General features: G+C 64.7%; 24 protein-coding genes. 9 read left to right on the plus strand and 15 right to left on the minus strand.

All coding sequences use genetic code 11. The features are described from left to right. The first annotated feature begins 31 nt into the window (after window positions 1-31). Window positions 32-832: a C13 family peptidase gene (locus AC522E_RS03795; protein ID WP_500749062.1), complete on the plus strand. Its 801-nt coding sequence runs from the start codon at window positions 32-34 to the stop codon at window positions 830-832. A gap of 155 nt (window positions 833-987) precedes the next feature. Next, window positions 988-1,326, plus strand: coding sequence for a DMT family protein (locus tag AC522E_RS03800; RefSeq protein ID WP_500749063.1), 339 nt, complete (start codon window positions 988-990; stop codon window positions 1,324-1,326). A 146-nt stretch (window positions 1,327-1,472) separates the two neighbouring features. On the opposite strand, the gene AC522E_RS03805 is transcribed toward AC522E_RS03800, so the two are convergent. The 3 genes from AC522E_RS03805 to AC522E_RS03815 form a co-directional block, all read right to left on the minus strand. Then, a complete protein-coding gene (locus AC522E_RS03805) occupies window positions 1,473-2,609 on the minus strand; it encodes a PQQ-dependent sugar dehydrogenase (RefSeq protein ID WP_500749064.1) in 1,137 nt (378 codons plus the stop codon). A gap of 81 nt (window positions 2,610-2,690) precedes the next feature. After that, window positions 2,691-2,885 (minus strand): hypothetical protein, encoded by a 195-nt coding sequence (locus AC522E_RS03810; RefSeq protein WP_500749065.1) that lies wholly within the window; start codon window positions 2,883-2,885, stop codon window positions 2,691-2,693. A 253-nt stretch (window positions 2,886-3,138) separates the two neighbouring features. Next, window positions 3,139-4,128 (minus strand): Bug family tripartite tricarboxylate transporter substrate binding protein, encoded by a 990-nt coding sequence (locus AC522E_RS03815; RefSeq protein ID WP_500749066.1) that lies wholly within the window; start codon window positions 4,126-4,128, stop codon window positions 3,139-3,141. A gap of 121 nt (window positions 4,129-4,249) precedes the next feature. On the opposite strand from AC522E_RS03815, the gene AC522E_RS03820 reads away from it, so the two are divergent. The 5 genes from AC522E_RS03820 (at window position 4,250) to AC522E_RS03840 (ending at window position 10,437) form a co-directional block, all read left to right on the plus strand. Continuing rightward, window positions 4,250-5,452, plus strand: a complete 1,203-nt coding sequence (locus AC522E_RS03820) for a pyridoxal phosphate-dependent aminotransferase (RefSeq protein WP_500749067.1) — start codon at window positions 4,250-4,252, stop codon at window positions 5,450-5,452. After that, window positions 5,449-5,751, plus strand: coding sequence for a hypothetical protein (locus AC522E_RS03825; protein WP_500749068.1), 303 nt, complete (start codon window positions 5,449-5,451; stop codon window positions 5,749-5,751). Before AC522E_RS03820 ends, AC522E_RS03825 begins: the two co-directional genes overlap by 4 nt. Window positions 5,752-5,827: 76 nt before the next feature. Continuing rightward, complete coding sequence (locus tag AC522E_RS03830; RefSeq protein WP_500749069.1) at window positions 5,828-6,304, plus strand: DUF992 domain-containing protein; 477 nt, start codon at window positions 5,828-5,830, stop codon at window positions 6,302-6,304. Window positions 6,305-6,477: 173 nt separating this feature from the next. After that, window positions 6,478-8,517 (plus strand): elongation factor G, encoded by a 2,040-nt coding sequence (locus AC522E_RS03835; protein ID WP_500749070.1) that lies wholly within the window; start codon window positions 6,478-6,480, stop codon window positions 8,515-8,517. A 195-nt stretch (window positions 8,518-8,712) separates the two neighbouring features. Beyond that, window positions 8,713-10,437, plus strand: coding sequence for an AMP-binding protein (locus AC522E_RS03840; RefSeq protein WP_500749071.1), 1,725 nt, complete (start codon window positions 8,713-8,715; stop codon window positions 10,435-10,437). A gap of 285 nt (window positions 10,438-10,722) precedes the next feature. On the opposite strand, the gene AC522E_RS03845 is transcribed toward AC522E_RS03840, so the two are convergent. The 3 genes from AC522E_RS03845 to AC522E_RS03855 form a co-directional block, all read right to left on the minus strand. Further along, a complete protein-coding gene (locus AC522E_RS03845) occupies window positions 10,723-11,613 on the minus strand; it encodes a LysR family transcriptional regulator (protein WP_500749072.1) in 891 nt (296 codons plus the stop codon). Window positions 11,614-11,722: 109 nt separating this feature from the next. Further along, on the minus strand, window positions 11,723-12,685 hold the full coding sequence (gene trxB / locus AC522E_RS03850) for a thioredoxin-disulfide reductase (RefSeq protein WP_500749073.1): 963 nt from the start codon (window positions 12,683-12,685) through the stop codon (window positions 11,723-11,725). Further along, on the minus strand, window positions 12,685-13,695 hold the full coding sequence (locus AC522E_RS03855; protein WP_500749074.1) for a mitochondrial fission ELM1 family protein: 1,011 nt from the start codon (window positions 13,693-13,695) through the stop codon (window positions 12,685-12,687). Before AC522E_RS03855 ends, trxB begins: the two co-directional genes overlap by 1 nt. A gap of 115 nt (window positions 13,696-13,810) precedes the next feature. Between AC522E_RS03855 and AC522E_RS03860 the strand changes: the two genes are divergently transcribed. Then, window positions 13,811-14,296 carry an Lrp/AsnC family transcriptional regulator gene (locus AC522E_RS03860; protein ID WP_500749075.1) on the plus strand — a complete coding sequence of 162 codons (486 nt, stop codon included), beginning with the start codon at window positions 13,811-13,813 and terminating at the stop codon, window positions 14,294-14,296. 168 nt (window positions 14,297-14,464) lie between these two features. Here the strand turns inward: AC522E_RS03860 and AC522E_RS03865 are convergent, their stop codons facing one another. From AC522E_RS03865 to carB, 3 genes are all read right to left on the minus strand, one after another. Further along, window positions 14,465-14,986, minus strand: a complete 522-nt coding sequence (locus AC522E_RS03865) for a hypothetical protein (RefSeq protein ID WP_500749076.1) — start codon at window positions 14,984-14,986, stop codon at window positions 14,465-14,467. A 37-nt stretch (window positions 14,987-15,023) separates the two neighbouring features. After that, on the minus strand, window positions 15,024-15,497 hold the full coding sequence (greA, locus tag AC522E_RS03870) for a transcription elongation factor GreA (protein ID WP_500750579.1): 474 nt from the start codon (window positions 15,495-15,497) through the stop codon (window positions 15,024-15,026). Window positions 15,498-15,600: 103 nt separating this feature from the next. Continuing rightward, window positions 15,601-19,071 carry a carbamoyl-phosphate synthase large subunit gene (carB, locus tag AC522E_RS03875; protein WP_500749077.1) on the minus strand — a complete coding sequence of 1,157 codons (3,471 nt, stop codon included), beginning with the start codon at window positions 19,069-19,071 and terminating at the stop codon, window positions 15,601-15,603. Between the two features lie 335 nt (window positions 19,072-19,406). Between carB and AC522E_RS03880 the strand changes: the two genes are divergently transcribed. Next, window positions 19,407-19,802 (plus strand): GtrA family protein, encoded by a 396-nt coding sequence (locus AC522E_RS03880; RefSeq protein WP_500749078.1) that lies wholly within the window; start codon window positions 19,407-19,409, stop codon window positions 19,800-19,802. A 137-nt stretch (window positions 19,803-19,939) separates the two neighbouring features. Here AC522E_RS03880 and AC522E_RS03885 read toward each other — a convergent pair whose 3' ends face one another. The 6 genes from AC522E_RS03885 to carA all read right to left on the minus strand — a co-directional run bounded on the left by AC522E_RS03885 (window position 19,940) and on the right by carA (window position 25,046). Continuing rightward, complete coding sequence (locus tag AC522E_RS03885; RefSeq protein WP_500749079.1) at window positions 19,940-20,803, minus strand: formate/nitrite transporter family protein; 864 nt, start codon at window positions 20,801-20,803, stop codon at window positions 19,940-19,942. A gap of 74 nt (window positions 20,804-20,877) precedes the next feature. Then, entirely contained in the window at window positions 20,878-21,588 is a 711-nt protein-coding gene (locus AC522E_RS03890) for a class I SAM-dependent methyltransferase (RefSeq protein WP_500749080.1), read from the minus strand. Window positions 21,589-21,727: 139 nt separating this feature from the next. After that, window positions 21,728-22,282, minus strand: coding sequence for a cupin domain-containing protein (locus AC522E_RS03895; protein ID WP_500749081.1), 555 nt, complete (start codon window positions 22,280-22,282; stop codon window positions 21,728-21,730). A 93-nt stretch (window positions 22,283-22,375) separates the two neighbouring features. After that, window positions 22,376-23,227, minus strand: coding sequence for an AraC family transcriptional regulator (locus AC522E_RS03900; protein ID WP_500749082.1), 852 nt, complete (start codon window positions 23,225-23,227; stop codon window positions 22,376-22,378). A gap of 76 nt (window positions 23,228-23,303) precedes the next feature. Further along, on the minus strand, window positions 23,304-23,678 hold the full coding sequence (locus AC522E_RS03905) for a hypothetical protein (protein ID WP_500749083.1): 375 nt from the start codon (window positions 23,676-23,678) through the stop codon (window positions 23,304-23,306). A gap of 153 nt (window positions 23,679-23,831) precedes the next feature. Continuing rightward, window positions 23,832-25,046, minus strand: coding sequence for a glutamine-hydrolyzing carbamoyl-phosphate synthase small subunit (gene carA, locus AC522E_RS03910; RefSeq protein ID WP_500749084.1), 1,215 nt, complete (start codon window positions 25,044-25,046; stop codon window positions 23,832-23,834). Window positions 25,047-25,109 lie beyond the last annotated feature (63 nt).

Consider the following 25,109-nt stretch of genomic DNA (forward strand, 5'->3'; position numbering starts at 1 on the left):
TTCCTCGCGAAGGGCCTGCCTGGAGATGGCGATGCGCCGGTTTTTCACCTTTGCCCTGGTCGGCGTGGCCCTGGTCCTCGGCCTTCCGACCGCAGCCTTGAGCCAACAGGCCCAGCGTCCGCAGGCCTTCAGGCTTGAACCGCAGCGGCCCGGACAGACGGATGTCTACATCCTCTCCTTCGGACTCTGGGGGCCGCAGAGCGTCTTCGAGAGCGAGGCCAAGGGCGCGGCCCGCATCCTGGAGCAGCAGATCGGGTCCAAGGGTCGCACCATCGTCCTGTCCAACACCAAGCGGCGCTCGGATGCGACGCCAGGGGCTCTCCTCGCCGCGGCGCGGGCGGCCGGTGCGACGCTCGACCCGGACGAGGACATTCTCGTGCTGGTCCTCACCTCCCACGGTGGACCGGACGGGATCGGCCTGATTTCCCGGCGGGAGGAGGGCGTGGTCACGCCGGAGAATGTCGGCCGGCTCCTGCAGGAGACGCGGGCACGCAATCGCGTTCTCATCGTGTCCGCTTGCTATTCGGGCATCTTTGCCAAGGCCCTGGCCGACGAGCGCACCCTGGTGATCACGGCAGCGGCGGCGGACAAGCCCTCCTTCGGATGCCAGGACGGGGCCACCTGGACCTATTTCGGCGATGCCTTCTTCAACCGGGCGCTGCGCAGCGAGGCGCGCCTGAACGCCGCATTCGAGCGGGCAAGGCAGCTCGTGACGACCCGCGAAAAGCGCGAGGGCTTCGATCCCTCGAACCCGCAGATCTCGGGCGGCGGGGAGGTCATGGAGCGGCTGACCGCGGGCTGCGCCATGCTCCAGCCGCAGCGCGCCTGCTGACCGCGCCGGGTTGAGGCAAGGGCCTGCGTCCGTGGGCCTCACGAACTTTCCGCACCGTCCCCGGTTGTGACTCCACCCATTCCATCCCGCGCCCTTGACAGGATCGTGCGGAGGAATAGGGCAGGGACGCTTCCCCCCACATTTCACGAATGCTCATGAATCCCCATACCGCGCCTGTCGCCATGCTCATCGCCTCGAACGTCTTCATGACCTTCGCCTGGTACGGCCATCTGAAGTTCAAGACATCCGCCCTCTGGATGGCGGTCCTCGCCAGCTGGGCGATCGCGTTCTTCGAATACTGGCTCGCAGTGCCGGCGAACCGGATCGGCTCCGCGGTCTATTCAGCGGCCGAACTGAAGACCATGCAGGAGGTCATCACCCTCGCGGTCTTCGCGGCCTTCTCGGTGCTCTATCTGAAGGAGCCGCTCGGCTGGAACCATCTGGTCGGCTTCGCCCTGATCGCCTCAGGCGCCGCGTTCATCTTCCGGGGCTAGCGCATCGTGCGGGCCCAAAGGCCCCGTCCGTGAAAAGCGGACCCGGCCTTCGGCAACAAGCGGTGCGCCGACCGGAGGGGTGAGCGTCGGATCGACCCCAAGAGCGGATCCCACGTCCGGGTCCGGATTGCTTGACCGCCGCCGTCTCAATCCGCCGGCCTGATGCGGAGGAGCCGTCCCTCGCGCGAGTCGGTCAGCAGGTACACGAAGCCGTCCGGCCCCTGACGAACGTCGCGGATGCGCTCGCCGAGCTGGTGCAGCATGCGCTCTTCGCCGGTGATCTTGTTTCCGCTCGTTTCCAGCCGGGACACGAGTTGGCCGGCAAGCGCCCCGACCAGGATGCTGCCGCGCCACGCCGGAAACTTGTTGCCCGTATAGAACACCATGCCCGACGGCGCGATGGACGGGTCCCAGTAATAGATCGGCTGCTCCATGCCGGCCTTCTTCGTGCCCTCGCCGATCTTCGCGCCGGAATAGTCGACCCCGTAGGTAATGACCGGCCAGCCGTAATTCTTCCCTTTGCGGGGAATGTTGATCTCGTCGCCGCCCCGCGCGCCATGCTCGGCGGTCCAGAGTTCGCCAGTTGCGGGATTGAGCGCCGCGCCCTGCACGTTGCGATGGCCGATGGACCAGATTTCCGGACGGGTGCCCGGGCGGTTCAGGAAGGGATTGTCCGGCGCGGGTCCGCCTTCCGGCCTGATATGGGCGATCTTGCCGAGCAGGTTGGCCGGATTCTGCGCCTGATCGCGCAGATCGAAGCGCTCTCCCAGGGTCACGAAAAGATTGCCGCTGCGATCGAACACGAGTCGGGAGCCGAAGTGGTTGCCGCCGGTATAGGCCGGCTCCTGGCGGAAGACGATCTGGGAGTCGGTCAGCGCCATCGCCGCCTCGTCGAGGCGGGCGCGCAGGACGCTCGTCCCGGCACGGCCGTCGCCCCGGTCTTCGGCGAAGCTGAGATAGACGAGGCTGTTGCGTGCAAAGTTCGGATCAAGGGCGACATCGAGCAGCCCACCCTGGCCGCGGGCCGCGATGCGCGGCATGCCCTTGATCGGCTCGGAGGCCTTGCCCTCCGCCGACAAAATCCTCAGGCGACCCGGCCGCTCGGTCACCAGCATCCTCCCGTCGGGAAGAAAGGCGACGCTCCAGGGATTGGCGAGGCCGCGGGCCACGGTCTCGACGATGACCTCGACCTTGTCGGTGCGGACACGCTGCGTGTCCTGAGCGAAGGCGGGAGAGAGGGTGATTCCGAGGATGAAGACGAAGGCGGGGCAGAAGCGGATCATGACACTCTCCGGCGAACGAACAGGGCGGAGAGCTAGCCGTTTACGGGTTGCCGTCAACCGGCATGTTTCATCATGCCCATCTTATTGAAGGACGGCCGTCAGGCTGATCGAGCCTTCGTGGCTTGACAGGGCCTGGGTCGTGGTCGCCATCACGGAAATCGTCGCGAGGCCCATCAGCATGACGAGAGCAAGCGAAAAGCGGCTTTCCCTCCGTGGATCGAGGCGCTGGACGCGGGAGGCGACGTGGTACGCATTGGTGCTGCGGGCGGTATTCATCACTTTTCCCCATGCACAGAACAGTTGTTGCGGGAAAAAACAGGTGTGAATCGAGAAAGTTCCGAGGCTTATCCAAAAGAGTGCTTTTACAAGACAGGCCAAGACTTGGAGTTAATGGGTCGTTAACCTTTGTGGCAAAAGCCGCGAAGTAGTGGGACAGATTTTCGACCGCCGCACAATGAAGGATGTGAAACAAAAATGGCCGGGACGTGCCCGGCCATGACTTCGATGTTGACAGGAAGTGCTTTGGAGATCAGTTGCCCTCGACCGTCTTGATGTTGGCGGCCTTGATCACGTCGGCCCAAGTCTGGATTTCCTTGGCAAGATAAGGCTTGAAAGCCTCAGGATCGCGGACGTTGAGGGTGAAGCCGAGCTTGGTGATCCGCTCCTTGACGTCGGGCTTGTTGAGGATCGCGATAATGGTCTTCGACAACTTGTCGAGGACAGGTGCGGGCGTCTTCACCGGGGCGAAGAAGGCCGCCCAGGATTCCGCATCCGCATCGGAGATGCCCTGTTCGCGCAGCGTCGGGACGTCGGGCGCCTGCGGGTTGCGCTGCGGGCTTGCGATGCCGATGGCACGCATCTGGCCGGCCTGGAACTGGGCCAGTACGCTGGGCAGGGTGGAGTTCGACACGTCGATGCGCCCGGCCATCAGTTCGGTCACGAGCGGCGCTGCGCCCCGGAAGGGCACATGCGTCATCTTGATGCCGGTGCGGGCCATGAACAATTCGGTCGCCAGATGGGAGCCGGAGCCGACGCCTGTGGAGCCGTAGTTCAGCTTGCCGGGATCCTTCTTGGCGAGAGCGATCAACTCGGGGATCGTCTTCACGGGAAGGTCGTTGCTGACCACGAAGACGTGCTCGAAGGCGCCGGCGCCAGCCAGTGGCGCGAAGTCCTTGATCGCGTCATAGCCCGGCTCCTTGAGCAGGAACATGTTGTTCCCGTGGGTCTGGTTGTTGCCGAAGACGATGGTGTAGCCGTCGGGCTCGGCCTTCGCGACCGTGCGGGTGCCGACCGCGCCGGAGGCGCCCGCCAGATTCTCGACGATCACGTTCTGGCCAAGATTCTTGCCCATCTCCTCTGCCACGATGCGGGCGATCACATCGGTCGGTCCGCCCGCCGGATAGGGCACGACCATCTTGATGACGCGGGTCGGGAACTCCTGAGCCATGGCCGAGGTGGCCAGGAGCGCCGCACCGGCGAAAAGGCCGAGGGCGAGGCGGCGTGTCAGGTGGGATGTCATCGGCAGGGGAACTCCTCAAAAACCCACGGGAGGTGGGCCGTTTTGCTTGATTGGGCGGCTTATGCGGACTAGGGTCCGCCGCCGTCAAGGTCCCTTCTAACGCCCCGATCGGAGGATTCCCATGGGCTTTTTGTCTGACGCCCTTTCCCGCATCAAGCCATCTGCGACCATCGTCATCACGCAGAAAGCGCGGGACCTGAGAGCCCAGGGCCGGGACGTGATCAGCCTTTCGGTCGGCGAGCCGGATTTCGATACGCCGGACAATATCAAGGAAGCGGCCATCGCCGCCATTCGCCGCGGCGAGACGAAGTACACCCCCGTCTCCGGAATCGTGCCTCTGCGCGAGGCGATCGCGGCGAAGTTCAAGCGTGAGAACGGCCTCGACTACAAGCCATCGCAGACCATCGTCTCGACCGGCGGCAAGCAGGTCATCTACAACGCGCTGCTCGCCACCCTGAATCCGGGCGACGAGGTCATCATCCCGGCTCCCTATTGGGTCTCCTATCCGGAGATGGTCGTCCTGTGCGGGGGCAAGCCCGTCTTCGTCGACTGCACGATGGAGCACAATTTCAAGCTTCAGCCGGAGCCTCTGGAGCGTGCCATCACGCCCAAGACCAAGTGGATCATCCTCAACTCGCCCTCGAACCCGACCGGCGCGGCCTATACCCGCGCGGAGATGAAGGCCATCACCGACGTGCTGATGCGCCACCCGCATGTCTGGGTGCTCACCGACGACATGTACGAGCACCTGACCTACGGTGATTTCGAGTTCGTCACCCCGGCGCAGGTGGAGCCCGGCCTCTACGAGCGCACCCTTACCATGAACGGCGTGTCCAAGGCCTATGCCATGACCGGCTGGCGCATCGGCTATGCCGGGGGGCCCCAGCACCTGATCAACGCCATGGATTTCGTGCAGGGCCAGCAGACGTCCGGCGCGGCCTCCATTTCGCAATGGGCGGCGGTCGAGGCGCTCAACGGTCCGCAAGACCACCTGAAGGTCTTCAAGAAGGCCTTCGAGGAGCGCCGTGACCTCGTGGTCTCGATGCTGAACCAGTCGAAATACCTGAAGTGCCCCATGCCGGAGGGCGCGTTCTACGTCTATCCGTCCTGCGCCGATGCCATGGGCAAGACTGCACCCTCGGGCAAGGTGCTGAACACGGACGAGGATTTCGTTTCGGAACTGCTCGAGACCGAAGGCGTCGCGGCGGTCCACGGCTCGGCCTTCGGCCTGGGTCCCAACCTCCGCATCTCCTATGCCACGTCGAACGCGGCCCTGGAGGATGCCTGCAACCGCATCCAGCGCTTCTGCGGCAGCCTGCGGTGAATCGACTGCCTCGGACCTTTCATCCGGATCCCGGGGCAGCTCCCTATCGCCTCGATCAGCATTCGCCCTATCGGGTGAAGTCGGACTTCCGGGTCGACTTCACCAACGGCGGCCATGTCGAGGCGAAGGATTTCATTCTCGACATTGAGGGCGACAGCGTCACGCCCGAGCGTCTGGCCGAGATGATCGTCTCGGCCATGAACCTGCTGAGGGCGGGTCCGGTGACGATTTTTTCCATGGAGATCGTCCGGCGGGGCAAGCATCGGGACGAGGAACCGGCGGTTCCGCCCCACCCGTGAGGCGCCAGCCTGCCCGTAAGGGAACATCATTCCTCCTGCATCGTTGATCGCCCAAGCCAAGCTTAAGGAGATCACGATGCTTCGCGCCGTCACATCCGTCGCAGCCCTGGTGCTGCTCGCTTCAACCGGGATCTCGGACGCGCAGGCCCAGAGCCGGGTCAGGGCCGGGGTCCTGACCTGCAGCGTGTCCGGGGGCATCGGCCTGATCCTCGGATCGCAGAAGGCGACCACCTGCACCTTCCGGCCACGCCGTGGTCCCGCCGAGCGCTACGTCGGGGTGATCCGCAAGTTTGGTCTCGATGTCGGCGCCACGCGGCGCGGCGCGATCACCTGGGCGGTCTTCTCCCAAGGTCGCCCGGGGCCGTGGGCCCTCGCCGGCAGCTATGTCGGCGCGACCGCGGAGGCGACCGTCGGTGCGGGGCTCGGGGCGAATGTCCTGGTCGGAGGCTTCAACCGTTCGATTTCCCTGCAGCCGGTTTCCGTGAGTGGCCAGACCGGCCTGAATTTCGCGCTCGGTGTCGGCGACCTGGAGCTGCGCCCGGCACGCCGGTAATGGAATCGCGACGGCCTTTTCACGGTCCGGCCCATGCCGGGCCGTATTCTTTTGCGCCCCAGTCGGGCCGATAGGTTGCCGACAAAGCCCTTGCCATTGCTGGCCGACAGGCAGAGCATCGCCCGTATGCGGCCGGCAAGAGCGCGCTGATGGGGGCAGGGAAGGAGACTGTCATGGCACCCAACGGCAGAGGAACGAAGGGCCCGCGATGCATCGCCATCGTTGGCCCGTTCCAGAGCGGAAAGACCACCCTCCTCGAAGCGATCCTGGAGCGAACCGGCACCATCGGGCGATCGGGCCGGGTGATGAACGGAGACAGCGTGGGCGATTCGAGCGCGGAGGCACGGGCCCATGCGATGAGCATCGAGCCGAATGTCGCAACGGTCACGTTCCTCGGCGAAACCATGACCTTCGTGGACTGTCCCGGCTCCACTGAATTCCTGCACGAAATGCGCAATGTGGCCCCGGTCTGCGATGCGGCGATCGTCGTCTGCGAAGCGGACGAACGCAAGATCCCCGCCCTCGAGATCATCCTGCGGGAGCTTGAGGAGGCCGATATTCCGCGCTTCCTGTTCATCAACAAGATCGATACGGCGACGCGGCGGGTGAGAGAGTCCCTCGCCTTGCTGCAGCGCGCCTCGCGCACGCCGCTCCTGCTGCGCCAGATCCCGATCTGGAAGGATGGGATCGCCGTCGGCTTCATCGACCTCGCGCTGGAGCGCGCCTTCATCTATCGCGAGCATGCGCCGAGCGAGATCGTCGACATACCGGATGGGGAAACCCTGCGCGAGCGCGAGGCGCGGTTCGCCATGCTCGAGCGGCTGGCAGATTATGACGACACCCTGATGGAGGATCTCATCTCCGAGATAGAACCGCCGCGCGACCGGGTGTTCGACGATCTGGCGCAGGAACTCAAGGACCAGCATGTGGTGCCCGCCTTCATCGGCTCGGCGGAACGCGGTAACGGGGTGACGCGCCTTCTCAAGGCCTTGCGCCATGAGGCTCCCGGCGTGGAGGACACCCGTGCCAGGCTGGGCGTGCCGGAGGATGGCCCGCCGCTCGCCCAGATCGTGAAGACCCTCCATCTCGGGCAGGGCGGCAAGATGTCGGTCGCCCGGGTTCTGCGCGGCGAATTCCATGAGGGCGACACGGTGATCGGGTCCCGGGGCGCGGAGGCCCGGATCGGCAGCCTCATGACCCTGGTCGGCGCCTCCATGACACGCAAGGAGGCCGCGCAGGCCGGGGAGACGGTCGGCTTCGGACGCCTGGAGGACCTCGCGACGACGGATTGCTTCAGCACTGGCAAGACCCGTCCCGAGGCCATCCTGTCCATCGCGCCGCCCGAGCCCGTCTATTCCCTCGCGATCCGGGTGAGGGACCGCAAGGATGACGTTCGCCTCACCGGCGCGCTCGCCAAGATCGCGGAGGAGGATCCGTCGCTCGTGATCGACAATCGCCCCGAGATCGGAGAAATCCGGCTCCTCGGCCAGGGTGAGATGCATTTGAGGGTCGCGGTCGAGAAGCTCGCGTCCCGGTTCCAGGTCGGCGTCGAGACGTCCAAGCCCCGGGTCTCCTATTGCGAGACGATCCGCACCCCCGCCTCGGCACGGGGCCGGCATCGCAAGCAGACCGGCGGACACGGCCAGTTCGGGGACGTGATGATCGAAATTCACCCCCTGCCGCGCGGGGAGGGCTTCGCGTTCCAGGACAAGATCACGGGCGGCGTGGTGCCGCGCCAGTACATCCCCTCCGTGGAAACGGGGGCGCGGGATGCGGTCAGGTGCGGGCCCCTTGGCTTTCCCGTGGTCGATGTGGCGGTGACGCTGACCGACGGTTCCTACCACACGGTCGATTCCTCGGACGCGGCGTTCCAGGCCGCGGCGAAGCTCGCCCTGGCGGAAGCCTTGCCGAAGGCCAAGCCTGTCCTTCTGGAGCCGGTCCTGTCGGTGGAGATCACGATTCCGACCGAGGCTCTCTCCAAGGCGACGGGGCTCGTCACCTCGCGCCGCGGCCAGATCCTCGGCTATGACGCGCGGCCGGGCTGGCCGGGCTGGGACGTGATCAACGCTACGATCCCGGAGGCCGAGATCGGCGATCTCATCGTCGAGCTGCGCTCCGCGACCGCGGGCGTCGGTACGTTCTCGACCCGGTTCGATCACATGGCGGAACTGAGCGGACGTCCCGCCGAACTCGCCATGCAGAAGGCGCATTGAGGGAAAGGCTCGGATGGCCGGCGCCTGCCGGCCATCCCGCCATGCCGCTTCCACTTCCTGCCACCTCCGCCACCCGCCTCGGCCGGCTGCTTCGACGAAGCGCCCATCGACAAAGGGTGTCGTGCACGCCAAGTTAGCCTCAAGGGAAACGCCATCCCATGACGCAGCCGCATGACGAGCGGAGGAAACGACAAAATGAACGCCACGACCCCGGCGCCCATCCTCACGGGAGCCGCCGACCCGGCCGCAACCAAGCCCTGGCTGAAATCCTACCCCTCGAACGTTCCGGCCACGATCGACGAGGCGAAGGTCGGAACCCTGGTCGACATGTTCCGCGAAGGCGTTGACCATTACGGAAACCGGTTTGCTGCGGATAGTTTCGGGAAGCGGATCACCTATGCGGAGCTTGGCCGACATGCCGAGGCTGTCGCCTCCTGGCTGCAGTCTCAAGGGCTTCAGAAAGGCGAGCGTGTCGCGATCATGCTGCCGAACGTCATGGCCTACCCGGCAATCCTGTTCGGGATCCTGATCGCCGGGGGCACCGTCGTAAACGTCAATCCGCTCTACACCGCACGCGAACTGGGACACCAGGTGAAGGATGCCGGTGCGCGATTCCTGTTCGTGCTCGAAAACTTCGCGGCGACGGTTCAGGAAACCTTGCCCGAGCTTCGTCTCGACCGCGTCGTGATCGTAACGCCCGGTGACCTGCTCGGGTTCAAGGGCGCGATCGTCAATCTCGTGTCGCGCTATGTGAAGAAGGCGGTGAAGTCCTACGATCTTCCGAAGACGGTGACCTTCAGGTCCGTCCTGTCGGAAGGGGCATCGCGCCGGCCTGATCCGGTCTCGATCACACCCGATGACATCGCCTTTCTGCAATATACCGGCGGCACGACGGGCGTCGCGAAAGGCGCCGTGCTGCTTCACCGCAACGTGGCGGCGAACGTGCTGCAATGCGAGGCGTGGATGCGCCCCTTCTTCGGCGAGCGCGACGACCATGTGATGGTCGCGGCGCTGCCGCTCTACCACATCTTCGGATTGACGGTCTGCGCCATGCTGATGACGCGGATCGGCGGCTGCATGCTGCTGATCGCCAATCCGCGCGATATCCATGGTTTCGTGAAGACGCTCAAATCGCGGCGCATTACGCTCATGTCGGGGGTCAACACCCTCTACAACGCCCTGGCGAACGCCCCGGGAATCGAGGAGGTGGACTTCTCTCAACTCGTCTTCGCCGTTTCGGGCGGCATGGCCACGCAGGCGGCCGTCGCGAAGAAGTGGAAGGACGTGGCGGGCCAGCCCATCGTCGAAGGGTACGGCCTGTCCGAAACGTCGCCCGTCGTGTGCGCCAACAGACTCGACATCGAGGAGTTCACCGGGACCATCGGGTATCCCATCCCGTCAACCCTGGTCTCCATCCGCTCCGCCGAGGGAGCGCCGGTTCCGCCCGGCGAGCGGGGCGAGCTGTGCGTCAAGGGTCCGCAGGTCATGGCCGGCTACTGGATGCGGCCCGACGAGACCGCGAAGGTGATGACGTCGGACGGTTACTTCCGCACCGGCGATGTCGCGGTGCTCCTGCCGGACGGACAGGTGAAGATCGTCGACCGCATGAAGGACATGATCCTGGTCTCGGGCTTCAACGTCTATCCGAACGAGGTCGAGGACGTGCTCACACAGCATCCTGGCGTCATGGAAGCGGCGGTGATCGGCCTGCCCGACGAGCATTCCGGCGAAATCGTCGTAGCCTACGTGGTGCGCAAAGACTCATCCCTCACGGCGGAGGAACTCCGGCATTTCGCGCGTGACAATCTCACCGCCTACAAGGTGCCCCGAAGGATCGAGTTTCGTGACTCGCTGCCGAAGTCCAATGTGGGCAAGGTGCTGCGGCGTGTCCTGAAGGACGACGTGAGCGCCTCGCGCTGAGGCGCGCTCGTCGACGGCAGCGAGACCTCGCAGGCAAAAAAAAAGCCGGGCGCGAAGCCCGGCTAAAGTGAGGTCCGACAAATGTCAAAACCTTCCAGAGGGAACGGCCGAAACGGCAGCGCTTGGGAGGAAGATAAGCGATGCCGCGTTGAAATCAGCCAATGCTCATATCGACCGCACCGCGCTCTTTTGCAATGCAGCATGCCTCATAAAAGGGCTGCGCTACATGCATGGCTTGTGTCGTCAAGCTGACAAATTCCGGCTGAGCCATCCAGCTTGGCCGCCCTAATAGGTCCAGCGCTGGGCTTTGCTGATGAGAAAATCGCGGAACGCCTGGACGCGCGCGACCGAGCGCATCTCCTCCGCGTAGACGAGATAGCTGTCGAGTGACGGCATCTCCACGTCGCGCAGGATCTGTGTGAGGTTGGGATTGCCGACGACCACGTAGTCCGGCAGCACGGCGATGCCCGCCCCGGTCTCGACCGCGAAGCGGAGAGCCGTGATGTTGTTGACCACGTAGTGATAGGGCCGGGGCTCCTGGCCTTCGCGGCCGGCCGTCGAGAGCCAGTAGACCGAGGTCAGATAGGACGGTTCATGGCCGCCGAACGATACGATACGGTGTTTGTCGAGATCCTCGAGTGTCTTCGGTTCGCCGAACCGCTTCAGGTAGTCGTTCGAGGCATAGACATGGAAGTGGATCGTGAACAGTCGCCGCTGGATCAGGTCGGGCTGGGCGGGGCGGCGGAGCCGGATCGCCACATCGGCTTCGCGCATGGCGAGATCCAGTTCCTCGTTGTTGAGGATCAGTTCGACGCGGACATCCGGATAGAGGTCGAGAAACTCCGCGATGCGCTGCGCCAGCCAGATCGAACCGAGGCCGACGGTGGTGGTCACCTTGAGCACACCCGAGGGCCGCTCGCTTGTCTCGACGAGGCGAGCCTTGGTGGTTTCCAGCCGCATGCGCATGTCGCGCGCGGCGCGGAACAGCAGATCCCCCTGCTCGGTCAGAATGAGGCCGCGGGCATGGCGATGGAAGAGAGGGGCCTTCAGCTCCCGCTCGAGGGCGCTGATCTGACGGCTGACGGCGGATTGGCTCAGACCCAGATCGTCGCCGGCCCTCGTGAAGCTTCCAGCCTCCGCGACCGTATAGAAAATCCGGATCTTGTCCCAGTCCACAGCGTTCCCCTGGCGTCCCGGCTTTTGTGCCGAGTTCCTTATCTCTTATCAGCTTCGGCCGGAGGCAATAGGAATTCCGGCCAAAGATTCACCAATTCTTTTCATGATTTCATTCAGCCGCCTGCTGGGTCGCCTCCAGCGCGGCGAGGTAGCGCTCGGATTCCAGGGCGGCCATGCAGCCCATGCCCGCAGCCGTGACCGCCTGGCGAAACACGTCGTCCGCCACATCGCCGGCTGCGAAGACGCCGGGAATGTTGGTCGCGGTGGAACCAGGCTGCGTGAGAAGATATCCTCCCTGCTTCATGTCGAGCTGGCCCGAGAAGAGTTCCGTCGAAGGCTTGTGGCCGATGGCAATGAAGACGCCATCGGTCTCGTGCTCCGTCACCTGGCCGGAGACGAGGTTCTTGAGCCTGAGATGGGTGACGGAAGTCGGGTTCTGCGTACCGCAGATTTCCTCGACGGCGGAATTCCAGACGACTTCGATGTTCGGATGCTTGAACAGACGATCCTGCAGGATGCGCTCGGCGCGGAAGGAGTCGCGCCGATGCACGACGGTGACCTTCTTTGCGAGATGGGCGAGGTAGAGCGCCTCCTCGATCGCCGTGTTGCCGCCGCCGACCACCACGACCTCCTTGCCGCGGAAGAAGAAGCCGTCGCAGGTGGCGCAGGCCGAGACGCCGAAGCCCTGGAACTGGGCTTCCGACGGAAGCCCGAGCCACTTCGCCTGGGCGCCGGTGGCGATGATCAGGGCATCGCAGGTATAGACGTCGCCGGAATCGCCCTCGATCCGGAAGGGGCGGGTGTTCAGATCGACCTTGACGATATGGTCGGACACCGTCCTGGTCCCCACGTGCTCCGCCTGGAGGCGCATCTGCTCCATGAGCCAGGGGCCCTGGATCACGTCCGCGAAGCCGGGATAGTTCTCCACGTCGGTGGTGATCATGAGCTGGCCGCCCGGCTGGAAACCGGAGATCAGGACAGGCTCGAGGAGGGCGCGGGCCGCATAGATCGCCGCCGTGTAGCCTGCTGGCCCAGAGCCGATAATGATGAGCTTGGCGTGGGATTGGGCCATCAGGGATTCTCCAGTGAGAACGCCGCGTCCGGGAGGCCGAGAGCGCGGCGGTGGCGGGCCAGGCCTTCGGCAATGGCGCGCGCGATCGTGGGGGTTGAATTTAGCGGCACGTAAGGGCTGCCTTCAAGGCGCCCCTCGAACCCATGCACAATTCCCTTGCCCTTAAGCTCATTCAGGAAAGCGTGCAACTTGGGGTGACCGCCGCCGGGCTCGAAGACCAGGATCGGCACGCCCGTCGCGGCCGCCTCTCCGACCATGTTGAAGGAGTCCGCGGTTACTACCACAGCATCCGCAAGGGCGAGGAGGCCGACGAAGGGGTTCTCGCCCTTGCCGTCCCACAGGAAGCCGCCATGCCGGCGGACGAGGTCGGCCAGGGCCTCCCGAAGGGCCGGCGGCGTGCGCCGGGAAGCGGTCACCATCAGGCCGGCACCCGTTTCCGCCAGCCTCCTCAGGCGGGCGAGGAAACCGGCGATGTCGCTCTCGCCGAACCGGTGATGCCGGCTGCTGCCGCCGACCAGGACGCCGACGCGCGGGTGGGGCAGGGAGGCGAGCCGCGGGTCGGGCTCGGCCCGTGCCGCCGCGAGGCGCTCCGGCGAAATCCTGTGCGGAGGCGTGAGCGTGTTGAGGACGTTGGGGCCCCGGATCCGGTCATAGCTCGGCGCCCAGATGAAGTCGGCGGCCTTCAGGCCGATCCGGGGATCCTTCAGGAACACCGTATAGGTCCGCCCGCCCGATGCGTGCTTCACGAAGCGCAGATAGGGCACGGCGCGGCGTCCGGACCCGATGAGCAGGTCGGGAAAGGGCGGAACGAGGGGGCTGTTGTGGGCCGCGGGCCGCTCCCGCGGATCGATCGGCCCCCAGGGCATGAGCCAGCTGAAGGGGGGGCGGGGCCTGACGCGGCGAATCTCGGGAACAAGGCCCAGGGCGTCCGCGACGCTCAGGGCCTGGAGCTCGTCGCCCGCCTTGCCGTCCGTCAGAACCCAGGAAATAATGCCGACATCGCGCAACATTCGATCATTGTGCCTGTGGAGTTCGCGAAGTTCGTTGCGACTTAATCGCCGGACCTTCTTGTGCAGTCCCTCTACAACGTCTACTCAGCCGAGACGAGCCTTTCCCGGAGGTCATGTGCGCGGACGCCTCGATTCCATAGACTGGGCCATCCTGAAGGAACTGCAAGCCGACGGCAGCATCACGAATGTGGAGCTGGCCCGCCGAGTCGGCCTGTCGGCGCCCCCATGCCTGCGCCGCGTGCGTGCGCTCGAGTCAAGCGGCGTGATCAAGGCCTATCGGGCCATGCTCGATCCGAAGGCGCTCGGCTTCGAGATCGTCTGCTTCGCCATGGTGCAGCTCGAAGTCCAGGGCAAGAAGGAACTCAACGAGTTCGAACAGCACATCAAGGACTGGACCATGGTCCGCGAGTGCTGGACCCTGTCCGGAGATATCGACTTCATCATGAAGTGCGTGGCGCCTCATCTGGCGTCCTTCCAGGGCCTCGTCTCAGAACTCACCAGCCTGCCCAACGTGCGCAACGTGCGTACCGCCCTGACCCTCGACCTGATCAAGGACGAACCTCTGGTGCCGATCGAGGACGTGGTGGAGGCCGGTTCCTGACCCCACCGACATTCCGGCACGCGCCGGAGGTGCGGGCCCGGAACCCATAACCACGACGGTTCAGAATAAAGAGCGACGATAGCCCTGCTTTCGATCCCGAACCTGCGGAGGGTCTGGGTTCCTGCTTCGCGGCCCTTCGGGTCAGGCTCTGCTGGCGCGAGCTCGCTTTCAGTTGATGAGCTGCCGTCGCAGCCACAGCACGTAGTTGTGCGCAAGCTCGACCGCGCGGCCGGGCTCGTCCGGATCAAGGATGCTGCGATTGGCCTGCAGCACCGCGAGCTGCGGGTGGCGGGCCAGGATCTCGCCTTTTCGGCCGATGGCCAGGGCTTCGCCGTCCAGCGAATCCGTCCCGCCTCCGCCCCCGCCACGCCGCCAGTGGTCTCCGCCCCCGCCGGGGGATGCGGTCTGGACCAGTTCGGTCAGACGGACAACGAGCCGCGGGCCCCTCGGATCGATCCGGTCGCCGAAGGAGACGCGAAGCTGCTCGAGTGTCGCGGCAGCGATGAGATCGGCAAAGGGGCCGAGGCCCTTGGCCTTCAGGACGCTCACGTCGACGGCAAAGGACGAGAAATACTGTGGGAAGGGTTGAGCGGGCGCGAAAAGCTGAGCCCGGGCAGGCGAGAAGGCCGCGCCGCTCAGCGCGGCGACGGCGAATCCGATCAGAGAAGAGCGGCGGGACAGGGGAGACATGATCGACACTCGCGCATGATGCCCCTTTCCATATGGGTCAGCCGAAGCGGACGCCCACGACCTCGTAGGACTTACCTCCCCCAGGAGTCGTCACCTCGACGGTATCGCCGACGGTCTTGCCCATCAGGGCGCGGGCGATGGGGGACGAGATCGACACCCGGCCCGAGCGCACATCGGCCTCGGGATCGCCGACGATCTGGTAGGTCTTCTCCTCTTCCGTGTCCTCGTCGACGAGCTTCACGGTGGCGCCGAACTTGATCCGGTCGCCCGAGAGCTTGGAAATGTCGATGACTTCCGCTCGGGAGATCAGGCTCTCGAGCTCGAGGATCCGGCCCTCGTTGAGGGACTGGGCTTCCTTGGCCGCATGATATTCCGCGTTTTCCGACAGGTCGCCCAGCGCGCGGGCTTCCGCAATCGCCTGGATGATCCGGGGGCGTTCGACCTGTTGCCGGTGCTTGAGCTCTTCTTCGAGCGCCGCAAAACCCTTGATCGTCAGAGGGACCTTGTCCATCATTCGTCTCGTTCAAAAAGAGGTGCGAGGCCGCCGTTGCCGACGCCCTCGCTCATCAACGAAAACTTCCGTGAAGCTTCGCAGTTCCGATTCAGGCCGGGCTTCAGGCGAAGTAATCCTGGAGCGCCCTGACCTCGAGATCGCCGCCGAGATAGGCTTTGACGCCCTCGGCCGCAGCGATCGCTCCTGCAAGAGTGGTGTAGTAGGGAACCTTATGCAAGAGGGCAGCCTGTCGTAGGCTGCGCGAATCCGAGAGCGCGCCTGCACCCTCGGTTGTATTGAACACGAGCTGGATGTCGCCGTTCTTGATGGCATCCACCACGTGTGGGCGGCCTTCGAGCACCTTGTTGATCCGCGTCGCCTTGACGCCGTTTTCCTCAAGAAACTTCTGCGTGCCGCCGGTTGCGACGACCTGGAAGCCGATTTCCTGCAGCATCTGGATCGTCGGCAGGATCCGCGCCTTGTCCGAGTCGCGCACCGAGACGAAGACGGTGCCGGTCTTCGGCACCTGGCTTCCGGCGCCGAGCTGGCTCTTGGCGAAGGCCACGCCGAAACCGCGGTCGAGACCGATGACTTCGCCCGTAGAACGCATCTCGGGCCCGAGGAGCACGTCGACGCCCGGGAACCGGGCGAAGGGGAAGACCGCCTCCTTGACGCCGATATGGGGCAGCTCCTTGGGGGTAAGGCCGAACTTTGCGAGACTCTCGCCGGCCATGATCCGGGCGGCGATCTTGGCGATCGGCTCGCCGATGACCTTGGCCACGAAGGGCACCGTCCGCGAGGCGCGGGGGTTGACCTCCAGGACGTAGATCTCACCGTCCTTGATGGCATATTGCACGTTCATCAAGCCGCCGACGTCGAGGGCGAGCGCCAGCGACCTGGTCTGGCGCTCCAGCTCGGCGACGATCTCCGGCGCCAGGGAGCGGGGCGGCAGCGAGCAGGCGGAATCGCCCGAATGGATCCCCGCCTCCTCGATATGCTCCATGATGCCGGCGATGAAGGTGTCCTTGCCGTCGCTGAGGCAGTCCACGTCCACCTCGATCGCGTCCGAAAGATACCGGTCGAAGAGAAGCGGGTTCTTTCCGAGAACCGTGTTGATCTGGCCGGTCTTGTCGTTGGGGTAGCGCGCCTTGATGTCGGAGGGGATCAGGCTCGGCAGGGTGCCGAGCAGGTAATCCTCGAACTGCGTCTCGTCGCGGATGATCGCCATGGCCCGCCCGCCCAGCACGTAGGAGGGGCGCACCACGAAGGGCAGTCCGAGATCGGCGGCGATCAGGCGGCTCTGCTCCACCGAATAGGCGATGCCGTTCTTGGGCTGTTTCAGGTGGAGCTTGTCCAGCAGGCGCTTGAACCGGTCCCGATCCTCCGCGAGGTCGATGGCGTCCGGGGAGGTGCCGAGGATCGGCACGTCCGCTTCCTCCAGGGCGCGGGCGAGCTTGAGCGGCGTCTGGCCGCCGAACTGTACGATGACCCCGTGCAGGGTGCCCCTGGAGCGCTCGGTTTCGATGATTTCGAGCACGTCCTCCTGCGTCAGGGGCTCGAAATAGAGCCGGTCGGAGGTGTCGTAGTCCGTCGAGACGGTCTCCGGGTTGCAGTTGACCATGATGGTCTCATAGCCCGCGTCCTTGAGGGCGAAGCAGGCATGGCAGCAGCAATAGTCGAACTCGATGCCCTGGCCGATCCGGTTCGGTCCGCCGCCGAGGATGATCACCTTCCTGGCATCGGACGGATAGGCCTCGTCGGCCGGCTGTCCGGCGAAGGGCGCCGCATAGGTCGAATACATGTAGGCTGTGGGGGAGGCGAACTCCGCGGCGCAGGTATCGATGCGCTTGAACACGGGGCGCACGGCGAGCGAGCGGCGCAGCTCGCGCACCTCGGTCTCGGTCTTGCCGGCCAGAACGGCGAGGCGCGCATCCGAGAAGCCCATGGACTTGAGCTGACGGAACGCGCCGGGCGTCTGGGGCAGGCCGTGGGCCTTCACCTTGGCCTCTAGATCGACGATGGCCTGGAGCTGCTCCAGGAACCAGCGGTCGATCTTGCAGCTCTCATAGACCTCGTCGTGGCTGACTCCGAGGCGCAGGGCCTGGGCCACCTTGAGGAGCCGGTCAGGGGTCGGGGTGCCCAGAGCCGCCTTGATGGCGTTCTTGTCGTCACCCTTTCCGAGACCCTCGATCTCGATCTCGTCGAGGCCCGTCAGGCCGGTTTCCAGGGAGCGCAGTGCTTTCTGCAGGGATTCGGGGAGGGTGCGGCCGATGGCCATGGCCTCGCCCACCGACTTCATGGCGGTGGTGAGCGTCGGCTCGGCGCCGGGGAACTTCTCGAAGGCGAAGCGCGGGATCTTGGTGACCACGTAGTCGATGGTTGGCTCGAACGAGGCCGGGGTCACACCGCCGGTGATGTCGTTGGCGATCTCGTCCATCGTGTACCCGACGGCGAGCTTTGCCGCGACCTTGGCGATGGGGAAGCCCGTCGCCTTGGAGGCGAGCGCCGAGGAGCGCGACACGCGGGGGTTCATTTCGATCACGATCATGCGCCCGTTCTGGGGATTGACCGCGAACTGCACGTTCGACCCGCCGGTCTCGACGCCGATCTCGCGCAGAACCGCCAAGGAGGCGTCGCGCATGATCTGGTATTCCTTGTCGGTGAGGGTCAGAGCGGGGGCGACGGTGATCGAATCGCCGGTATGCACGCCCATGGGATCGATGTTCTCGATCGAGCAGACGATGATGCAGTTATCCGCCTTGTCGCGGACGACCTCCATCTCGTACTCCTTCCAGCCGAGAACGCTCTCTTCGATCAGCACCTCGTTGGTGGGCGAGGCGTCGAGGCCGCGTTCGACGATATCGAGGAATTCATCCCGATTGTAGGCGATGCCGCCGCCTGTGCCGCCCATGGTGAAGGACGGGCGGATGATCGCCGGGAGGCCGACCTCCGCCAGCGCCAGGAGGGCTTCGCCCATGGCGTGCTCCTGATAGCGCTTGCGACGGTCGTTCTCGTGCGCATTCCACTTCAGCTCGTAGGCGGCGACCATCCGCTTCTTGTCGCCGGGGTGAAGGTCGAGGGCCTCCATGCGGGCGAGCTCGGCGAGATAGGCGTCGCGGTCGGCCTTCTTCAGGGCCGACGCGTTGGCGAGGCGCGATTTCGGGGTGTCGAGGCCGATCTTGGTCATGGCCTCGCGGAAGAGCTGGCGGTCCTCCGCCTTGTCGATGGCCTCCGCCGTCGCACCGATCATCTCGACGCCGAATTTTTCCAGCACGCCCATCTTCTTGAGGGACAGGGCGCAGTTGAGGGCTGTCTGCCCGCCCATGGTGGGCAGGAGAGCGTCCGGCCGCTCCTTCTCGATGATCTTGGCAACGATCTCCGGGGTGATCGGCTCCACATAGGTGGCATCGGCCAGATCCGGATCGGTCATGATCGTCGCCGGGTTCGAGTTGACCAGGACGATTCGGTAGCCTTCCTCCTTCAGGGCCTTGCAGGCCTGAGTCCCCGAGTAATCGAACTCGCAGGCCTGCCCGATGATGATCGGGCCTGCGCCGATGATGAGGATGGAAGAGATGTCAGTCCGCTTCGGCATAGGGCCACCCAGGCGTATCCAGCCGCGCGGCCGCATGATGCGGCGCTTCCGAGCGCAGCTGGCGTGTTGTCAGATTGAAGGTTGAGAGAGGCTCTTACACGGCCTTCCCCCGTAAAGGAAGGGGCAAGGCGCCCCATGCCCAGGTTTCGGCCCCGGTATTCCCACGTATCTCGGCCGTCACTCCGGGAACGGGCACGCGGCCGGTGCCGCGCTGGATTCGCATGGCCGGTATTCGTGGCTTCCCGGGCCTGCAGGCCACGGAATGACAAAGGCGATCGGCTTCGGGAAATCATCCAGGGCGTGACCTGGTGGCTCCGAGGCGCTATGGGAGCCCGGTGACGACGTTTCCCGCCCTTTCCCGACTTGCCCGGCAGTTCAGCGCCTTCTTCGGCGTCGGCGTCGTGGCGGCCATCGTGCATTACGGCCTTCTCATCGGTCTGGTCGAAGGGGCGGGGGCCGATCCCGTGCCTGCGACCCTCGGCGGATACATTGCCGGCGGGCTTGTTTCCTATGCCCTGAACCGCAGACACACCTACCGGAGCAATCGGCCCCATCGGGAAGCCACATGGCGCTTCGCCCTCGTCGCATTCGTCGGATTCCTGCTGACCTGGGGCTTCATGCACGTGTTCACCGTCAACCTCGGCGCGCCCTATCTCGCCGCGCAGCTGGTGACCACCGGGATTGTCATGCTGTGGAGCTTTTTGGCGCACAAGGCATGGACGTTTGCCTGAGGCGGGCATGTGCCCGGGAATTTTCGCCTGCTGAGCCGTCTGCGCTCTTCATCGCGAAGACGGGTGCGCAGCGGCGCGAGCCTCCTCCCGCCGCTCGGCGCGCCTGTCCGCCAGCGCAGCCTGGCCGGATCCCGGTTTCAGTTCAGCTCGGGAGCGACCTGCCCGAAGTTCAGGACGGCGACGAGGCTTACCCCGCCCAGGACATTTCCAATCAGGGTCGGGACGAAGAAGCGCGTGAAATAGTCCGACCAGGCAGCTTGGCCTGTCTCGACAAGATAGAAAGCATCGACCGAGCCTGCGATCAGATGGGTAAAGCCGCCGATCGCCACGACGTATGTGATGATCAGGATGATCACGGCGCGACCTGATTCCGCTCCGGGCAGGAGCCAGACCATCAGGGCGATGAGCCATCCGGCGAAGACCGCCTTCAAGACCGTGGTCCCGAAGGGTGGTTCGAGGACTTTTCGGCTGATCTGAGTGAAGGCCTCCTTGATTTCGGGTGCAAAAAGCGGCGTGTGGGCGATGACTGCTGCAAAGATCCATGTGGCGACGATGTTGGCCGCAAGAACCACGAGCCACAGCTTGAGGACTTTCCAGAGGGTGTGTGCATTTCTGTTGTGCAGCAACGGCAGGATTGGTGTCAGCGTGTTTTCGGTGAAGAGCTGCTGGCGCCCCAGCACAACGATCAGAAAGCCGACCGAGTAGCCCAAGGCACTGACAAGAGGCTTCCAGGCGCCATTCGGAAGGTGGGCGTGCAGGACCCCTTCGGTGACAAGCGAGAAGCCAATGGACGAGCCGGCCGCAAGTCCCGAGAGCAGCAAGGCCACCGCCGTACGGTCGAGTTCGCTTTCGCCTTCCGCGCGAATGGTTTCGTGGATGAGAGCCGCATTGGGCCGGCTCTGTTCCTCGATGGCTTTCTTCTTCCGGGGCGACAGGTCGGGGATTTTCTCGGCAGGATTGAAACTGTCCTGGTGCTTCGTTTCAGAGGAGCCGACGGTCATGGCGGCCTCGCAGGTTCGCTCTGCAACAAGGCGCCAGCCTCTTGCTTGTTCCGAGCGCCGACAGCCGCTGTGACTCAGGTGCCGTCAACGGAAGGCGCAGCGGGCCGTGCCACGAAGGTCATCCGCGCCTGGTTGTGCCCGAGATTGCGGTCCGCGCGCTCTGCCGAGAACCCGGCCTCGTGCAGGATCTCGATCATCTCCGTCTCGCCGTAATGGGACAGGCCGATCTCGTCGCGGATTTTGCGGTAATCGGACAGGGCGGTGCGCACCAGGCCACCCAGGGCGGCGGCGAGGAAGCCGCCCTGCCAGGCGAAGGAAAGAAGCGCTTTGGCGTCGGTGACGGGCTTCACATCGGGCGGCACGACATCGGCGATCACCAGTTCGCCCGTTGCCTTCAGCTTGCTGCGCCAGGTCTGCAGGATGGTGCGCAGCTCCTCGAGGGAGAGATATTGCAGCAGGGAATTCACGACGATCAGGTCGAGAGATGAATTCTCCATCTCCGAAAGATCCTCGGGAGCGAGGATGGTGACCCGCGGATTCGCACCGAGCCGCTCGCGGAGCCTGTCGCGCACCAGGGGAGCCGCGTCGCAGAGATGGAGACGGCCGCAGCGGGCCGCGACCCGATCCGCGAACAGGGCCTCCCCGCATCCGTAGTCGAGCACCCGCGCCTCGGGCGAGGGGATCAGGCCGATGATGTCGTTGGCCACGAGCCGATAATGCAGGAGCTTGTGCCGCTCGCTGGCGTAGATCGGTGTGTCCTGGTTCCAGTAGTCTCGCCAGTTCATGGCGAGAGTCCTAGAGCATCGGGCCCCAAAGTGGAATCCACCTTTGGAGTCGATCCGATGCTCGGTTCTTCGAGCGGCGCATCGCTCGTTGCGGAAGACCGGTCCGCATGAGGGCCGGCCGGTACTCAAGGTTTGGTCGTCACTCTTGAGACCACAGCTTGGTCAGAGGTCCGTCCGCGCCGTCCACGGGATCCGTGTCCGGCATCGGCACCTGTGCGATGCGCTTGCGCGCTTCCGCGATCACCTTGGGATCGTCCCTCAAGGTATCGTAGTCGCGGCCGTCGGCGTAGGCCCCGACCACCAGCAGATCGCCGTTCTGGTTGATCAGGGCATGGCCGACGCCCGCCGGGATCACCACGACATCACCGGCGGTCAGCCCGACGATCTCGCCACCCTCGCCACCGAAACGCACATTCGCGGAGCCCGAGGCGATGCCCAGCACCTCGTGGGCGCTCGAGTGATAGTGATGAAACTCGAAGATGCCGTTGCGCCATGTGTTGGTCCATCCATTCCGGCGAAAGGTTTCTTCGAAGGGTTTGGCGGGGTCGGAGCTTCCCGGCGTGATGGCGCCCTGCCTGACGATCAGCGGCAGCCGGTTGTTGGGAATGAGCCCGTCGTCCCGAAAAACATAGGTGTCTGTCTTGAGGGGCGCATTATAGGCGTGCGCCTCGCCGTAACCTTTCGCCTTGGCCATGGCGGGATCTCCTGTTCTGTCCCGAGCAGAACGCCGGACACGCCAAAAAGGTCGGAAGGACGGCTCCTCCATCGGGGAGAAGCCGGGGAAAGGTCAGTTCCTCAGCCGCAGCGTGACCTCGGTGAGAAGCTCCGAGGGCGGCACGTCGCGGGGCGTGTTCAGATAATTCTCGAAGACCGGCTGGTCACCGATTTCCTCGCCGCTCCGGGGAAGCCATTCCCGGTAGAGCTGGCGATAGACTTCCTCGAGTCCGGCATAGGGGCCCTTGTAGAGAACGACCGCTATGCGGCCGGCCGGAATGTGGCGCAGCGTGACCCCGTCGCTCAGCGGCGTATCCGGCGCGACCTCGATGCCGGCCTCGGAGCGCAGTTCCGCCTCCGGCACGCTTTCCGGATCGTCGTAATAGAGGCCCATCATCCGACGCGGGCGGTCGAAGAGGCCGTGCGCCCCGGCCCATACGCCGAGCCGGTCGAAGCAGCGGCCGATCTCCTGATAGTTGCCACGATGGGGGAGGGTGGCGAGATAAATGCCCTCGAAGTCCTTTACCGTGACGGGAAGCATGATGTCGTCTCCATTTCCGAATGGTCGAAACGGAGTGAACCGTGCCCGAAACGCGCCCGGCGGCTCGCCATGGTCGGCGCCGAAAGCCCGCGTGAAGGCTTCGACGGAGCCATAGCCAGCCCTGCGGGCGATCCGCTCGATCGGGTAGGTCGAGCGGGCCAGTTCCCCGGCTGCCCGGTGCAGTCTCAGGCGCCGGACGGTCTCGGTGACAGTCTCGCCCGTGATCGATCGATAGATGCGATGGAAGTGGAAGGGCGAGAAGCAGGCGATACCTGCCAGGTGCTCGAGGGACAGCTCGCCGTCCAGATGGTCGGCGATGTGGTCGATGACCAGGGAGACCCGGCGTCCGTAATCGAGGCGTGTCTTCGGTTTCTTTTGCAGCATGGATCACTCCGAAGCCCGACAATACGGCTCCGGAATTGATCATGGTTGCGCATTTGCGGCGAGTCCCGCCCGCGTCTCAGAGGCCGAGGGAGAGGGCGGCGACGGCGCGGTCGATGGCCAGATAGAACACGACGAAGGCGAGGGCGCCGGCGATGGCGAACTCGATGATCTGGTTCTTGAAGATGCGCATATGGCGAAACATCTCCCGGCCGAGCACGCACATGAGCCAGGCGACGGTCAGAACCGCGGGAAAGACGAAGAGGAACGACCACGTGCTCTCGACCTGTCCCGCATAGGACGGATCGATGAGCGGACGGATATTGCGAACCCAGGGGGCGTAGAAGGACGCATAGAGCGCGGTCAGCCAGGACAGGCCGACGGCGACGCCGAGGTGAAACGTAAACAGGCTATGGAGGCGGCTGAATTCGCCCGCCTTCTCGTCAATGGTCATCGGAGAAACCCCCAAATCAGGATTCGTATGGTCGATGTTTTATGGTTTTCGACCGGTTAACGTGATTTGGGGATCTTGCGCAATACACGCGTTGTCGCGGAGACATCCTTCTTCCGGCCAAGCTTCCGTTGCCCAGCCAGAAGAATAAAGTCTCTAAGCTTGGCGTTTCGCCTTCTCGTCTTCGATCAGCTTCACGAAACGGTCGAAGAGATAATGGCTGTCCTGCGGGCCCGGTGAGGCTTCCGGGTGGTACTGGACCGAGAAGGCGGGCCGGTCGGTCAGCGCGATGCCGCAATTTGAGCCGTCGAAGAGGGAGACATGCGTCTCGACGGCATTGTCCGGCAGGCTCTCGGGATCGACCGCGAAGCCGTGATTCATCGAGGTGATCTCCACCTTGCCGGTTGTTCTGTCCTTCACGGGGTGGTTCGCCCCATGGTGGCCCTGGTGCATCTTCTTGGTTCGGCCGCCGACGGCGAGGCTCAGCATCTGGTGGCCGAGACAGATGCCGAAGGTCGGGATCTTCTCCTCCAGCACCTTTCGGATCACGGGCACCGCATATTCTCCGGTCGCCGCTGGATCGCCAGGGCCGTTCGAGAGGAAAACCCCGTCCGGCTTGAGGGCCAGCACGTCCTCCGCCGATGCGGTGGCGGGCACGACCGTGACCTTGCAGCCCGCCCGCGTCAGCAGGCGCAGGATGTTGCGCTTCACCCCGTAGTCGATGGCGACCACGTGGTACTTGCTTTCATCGGTCTTCCCGTAGCCCTGTCCAAGGTTCCAGGTGCTCTCGTCCCAGTCGAAGCGCTGCGCGCTCGTGACCATGGGAACGAGGTCGAGCCCGTCCATGGAATGCAGGGTGGCGGCGCGGGCCTTGAGGCTGTCGATGTCGAATCGGCCGTCGGGATCGTGCGCGATCACCGCGTTCGGCATGCCCTTCTCGCGGATCAGGGCGGTCAGCGCGCGGGTGTCGATGCCGGTCAGGCCGATGATGCCGCGGGCTTTGAGCCAGGAATCGAGGTGGCGGGAGGCGCGCCAGTTCGACGGGTCCGTAACCGCGGCGGCCATGATGGCGCCACGCACCCCGGACGAGGATGCCGCATTCACGCTCTCGATGTCTTCCTCGTTGGCGCCGACATTGCCGATATGCGGGAAGGTGAAGGTGATGATCTGCCCGGCATAGGACGGGTCGGTCAGGATTTCCTGATAGCCCGTCATGGCCGTGTTGAAGCAGACCTCGCCCGTGGCCTCGCCGATGGCGCCGATGCCGAAGCCTTCGAGGACGGTGCCGTCCTGAAGCACGACAACGGCCGTGGCGCGCGGCTCCGTCCAGCCACCCGAGGAGCTCCCGGTGGTGTCTTTGTCTTGCAGCATCGTCATGATCTCTTGTAAGTCCGAACCCAATGGGTCGCGCTTGAGCAGGCGTGCCCGAGACGC

This window comes from Microvirga sp. BF8 (assembly GCF_059888585.1).

What these genes read in the sequence shown, in the direction of transcription:
- AC522E_RS03795 (WP_500749062.1), top strand. Translation starts at nt 32, where the DNA reads ATGCGCCGGTTTTTCACCTTTGCCCTGGTCGGCGTGGCCCTGGTCCTC.
- AC522E_RS03800 (WP_500749063.1), top strand. Translation starts at nt 988, where the DNA reads ATGAATCCCCATACCGCGCCTGTCGCCATGCTCATCGCCTCGAACGTC.
- AC522E_RS03810 (WP_500749065.1), bottom strand. Translation starts at nt 2,885, where the DNA reads ATGAATACCGCCCGCAGCACCAATGCGTACCACGTCGCCTCCCGCGTC.
- AC522E_RS03895 (WP_500749081.1), bottom strand. Translation starts at nt 22,282, where the DNA reads ATGGCCAAGGCGAAAGGTTACGGCGAGGCGCACGCCTATAATGCGCCC.
- AC522E_RS03815 (WP_500749066.1), bottom strand. Translation starts at nt 4,128, where the DNA reads ATGACATCCCACCTGACACGCCGCCTCGCCCTCGGCCTTTTCGCCGGT.
- AC522E_RS03900 (WP_500749082.1), bottom strand. Translation starts at nt 23,227, where the DNA reads ATGCTGCAAAAGAAACCGAAGACACGCCTCGATTACGGACGCCGGGTC.
- AC522E_RS03865 (WP_500749076.1), bottom strand. Translation starts at nt 14,986, where the DNA reads ATGTCTCCCCTGTCCCGCCGCTCTTCTCTGATCGGATTCGCCGTCGCC.
- AC522E_RS03905 (WP_500749083.1), bottom strand. Translation starts at nt 23,678, where the DNA reads ATGACCATTGACGAGAAGGCGGGCGAATTCAGCCGCCTCCATAGCCTG.
- AC522E_RS03855 (WP_500749074.1), bottom strand. Translation starts at nt 13,695, where the DNA reads ATGTTGCGCGATGTCGGCATTATTTCCTGGGTTCTGACGGACGGCAAG.
- carB (WP_500749077.1), bottom strand. Translation starts at nt 19,071, where the DNA reads ATGCCGAAGCGGACTGACATCTCTTCCATCCTCATCATCGGCGCAGGC.
- carA (WP_500749084.1), bottom strand. Translation starts at nt 25,046, where the DNA reads ATGCTGCAAGACAAAGACACCACCGGGAGCTCCTCGGGTGGCTGGACG.
- AC522E_RS03835 (WP_500749070.1), top strand. Translation starts at nt 6,478, where the DNA reads ATGGCACCCAACGGCAGAGGAACGAAGGGCCCGCGATGCATCGCCATC.
- AC522E_RS03830 (WP_500749069.1), top strand. Translation starts at nt 5,828, where the DNA reads ATGCTTCGCGCCGTCACATCCGTCGCAGCCCTGGTGCTGCTCGCTTCA.
- AC522E_RS03840 (WP_500749071.1), top strand. Translation starts at nt 8,713, where the DNA reads ATGAACGCCACGACCCCGGCGCCCATCCTCACGGGAGCCGCCGACCCG.
- AC522E_RS03885 (WP_500749079.1), bottom strand. Translation starts at nt 20,803, where the DNA reads ATGACCGTCGGCTCCTCTGAAACGAAGCACCAGGACAGTTTCAATCCT.
- AC522E_RS03820 (WP_500749067.1), top strand. Translation starts at nt 4,250, where the DNA reads ATGGGCTTTTTGTCTGACGCCCTTTCCCGCATCAAGCCATCTGCGACC.
- AC522E_RS03805 (WP_500749064.1), bottom strand. Translation starts at nt 2,609, where the DNA reads ATGATCCGCTTCTGCCCCGCCTTCGTCTTCATCCTCGGAATCACCCTC.
- AC522E_RS03890 (WP_500749080.1), bottom strand. Translation starts at nt 21,588, where the DNA reads ATGAACTGGCGAGACTACTGGAACCAGGACACACCGATCTACGCCAGC.
- greA (WP_500750579.1), bottom strand. Translation starts at nt 15,497, where the DNA reads ATGGACAAGGTCCCTCTGACGATCAAGGGTTTTGCGGCGCTCGAAGAA.
- trxB (WP_500749073.1), bottom strand. Translation starts at nt 12,685, where the DNA reads ATGGCCCAATCCCACGCCAAGCTCATCATTATCGGCTCTGGGCCAGCA.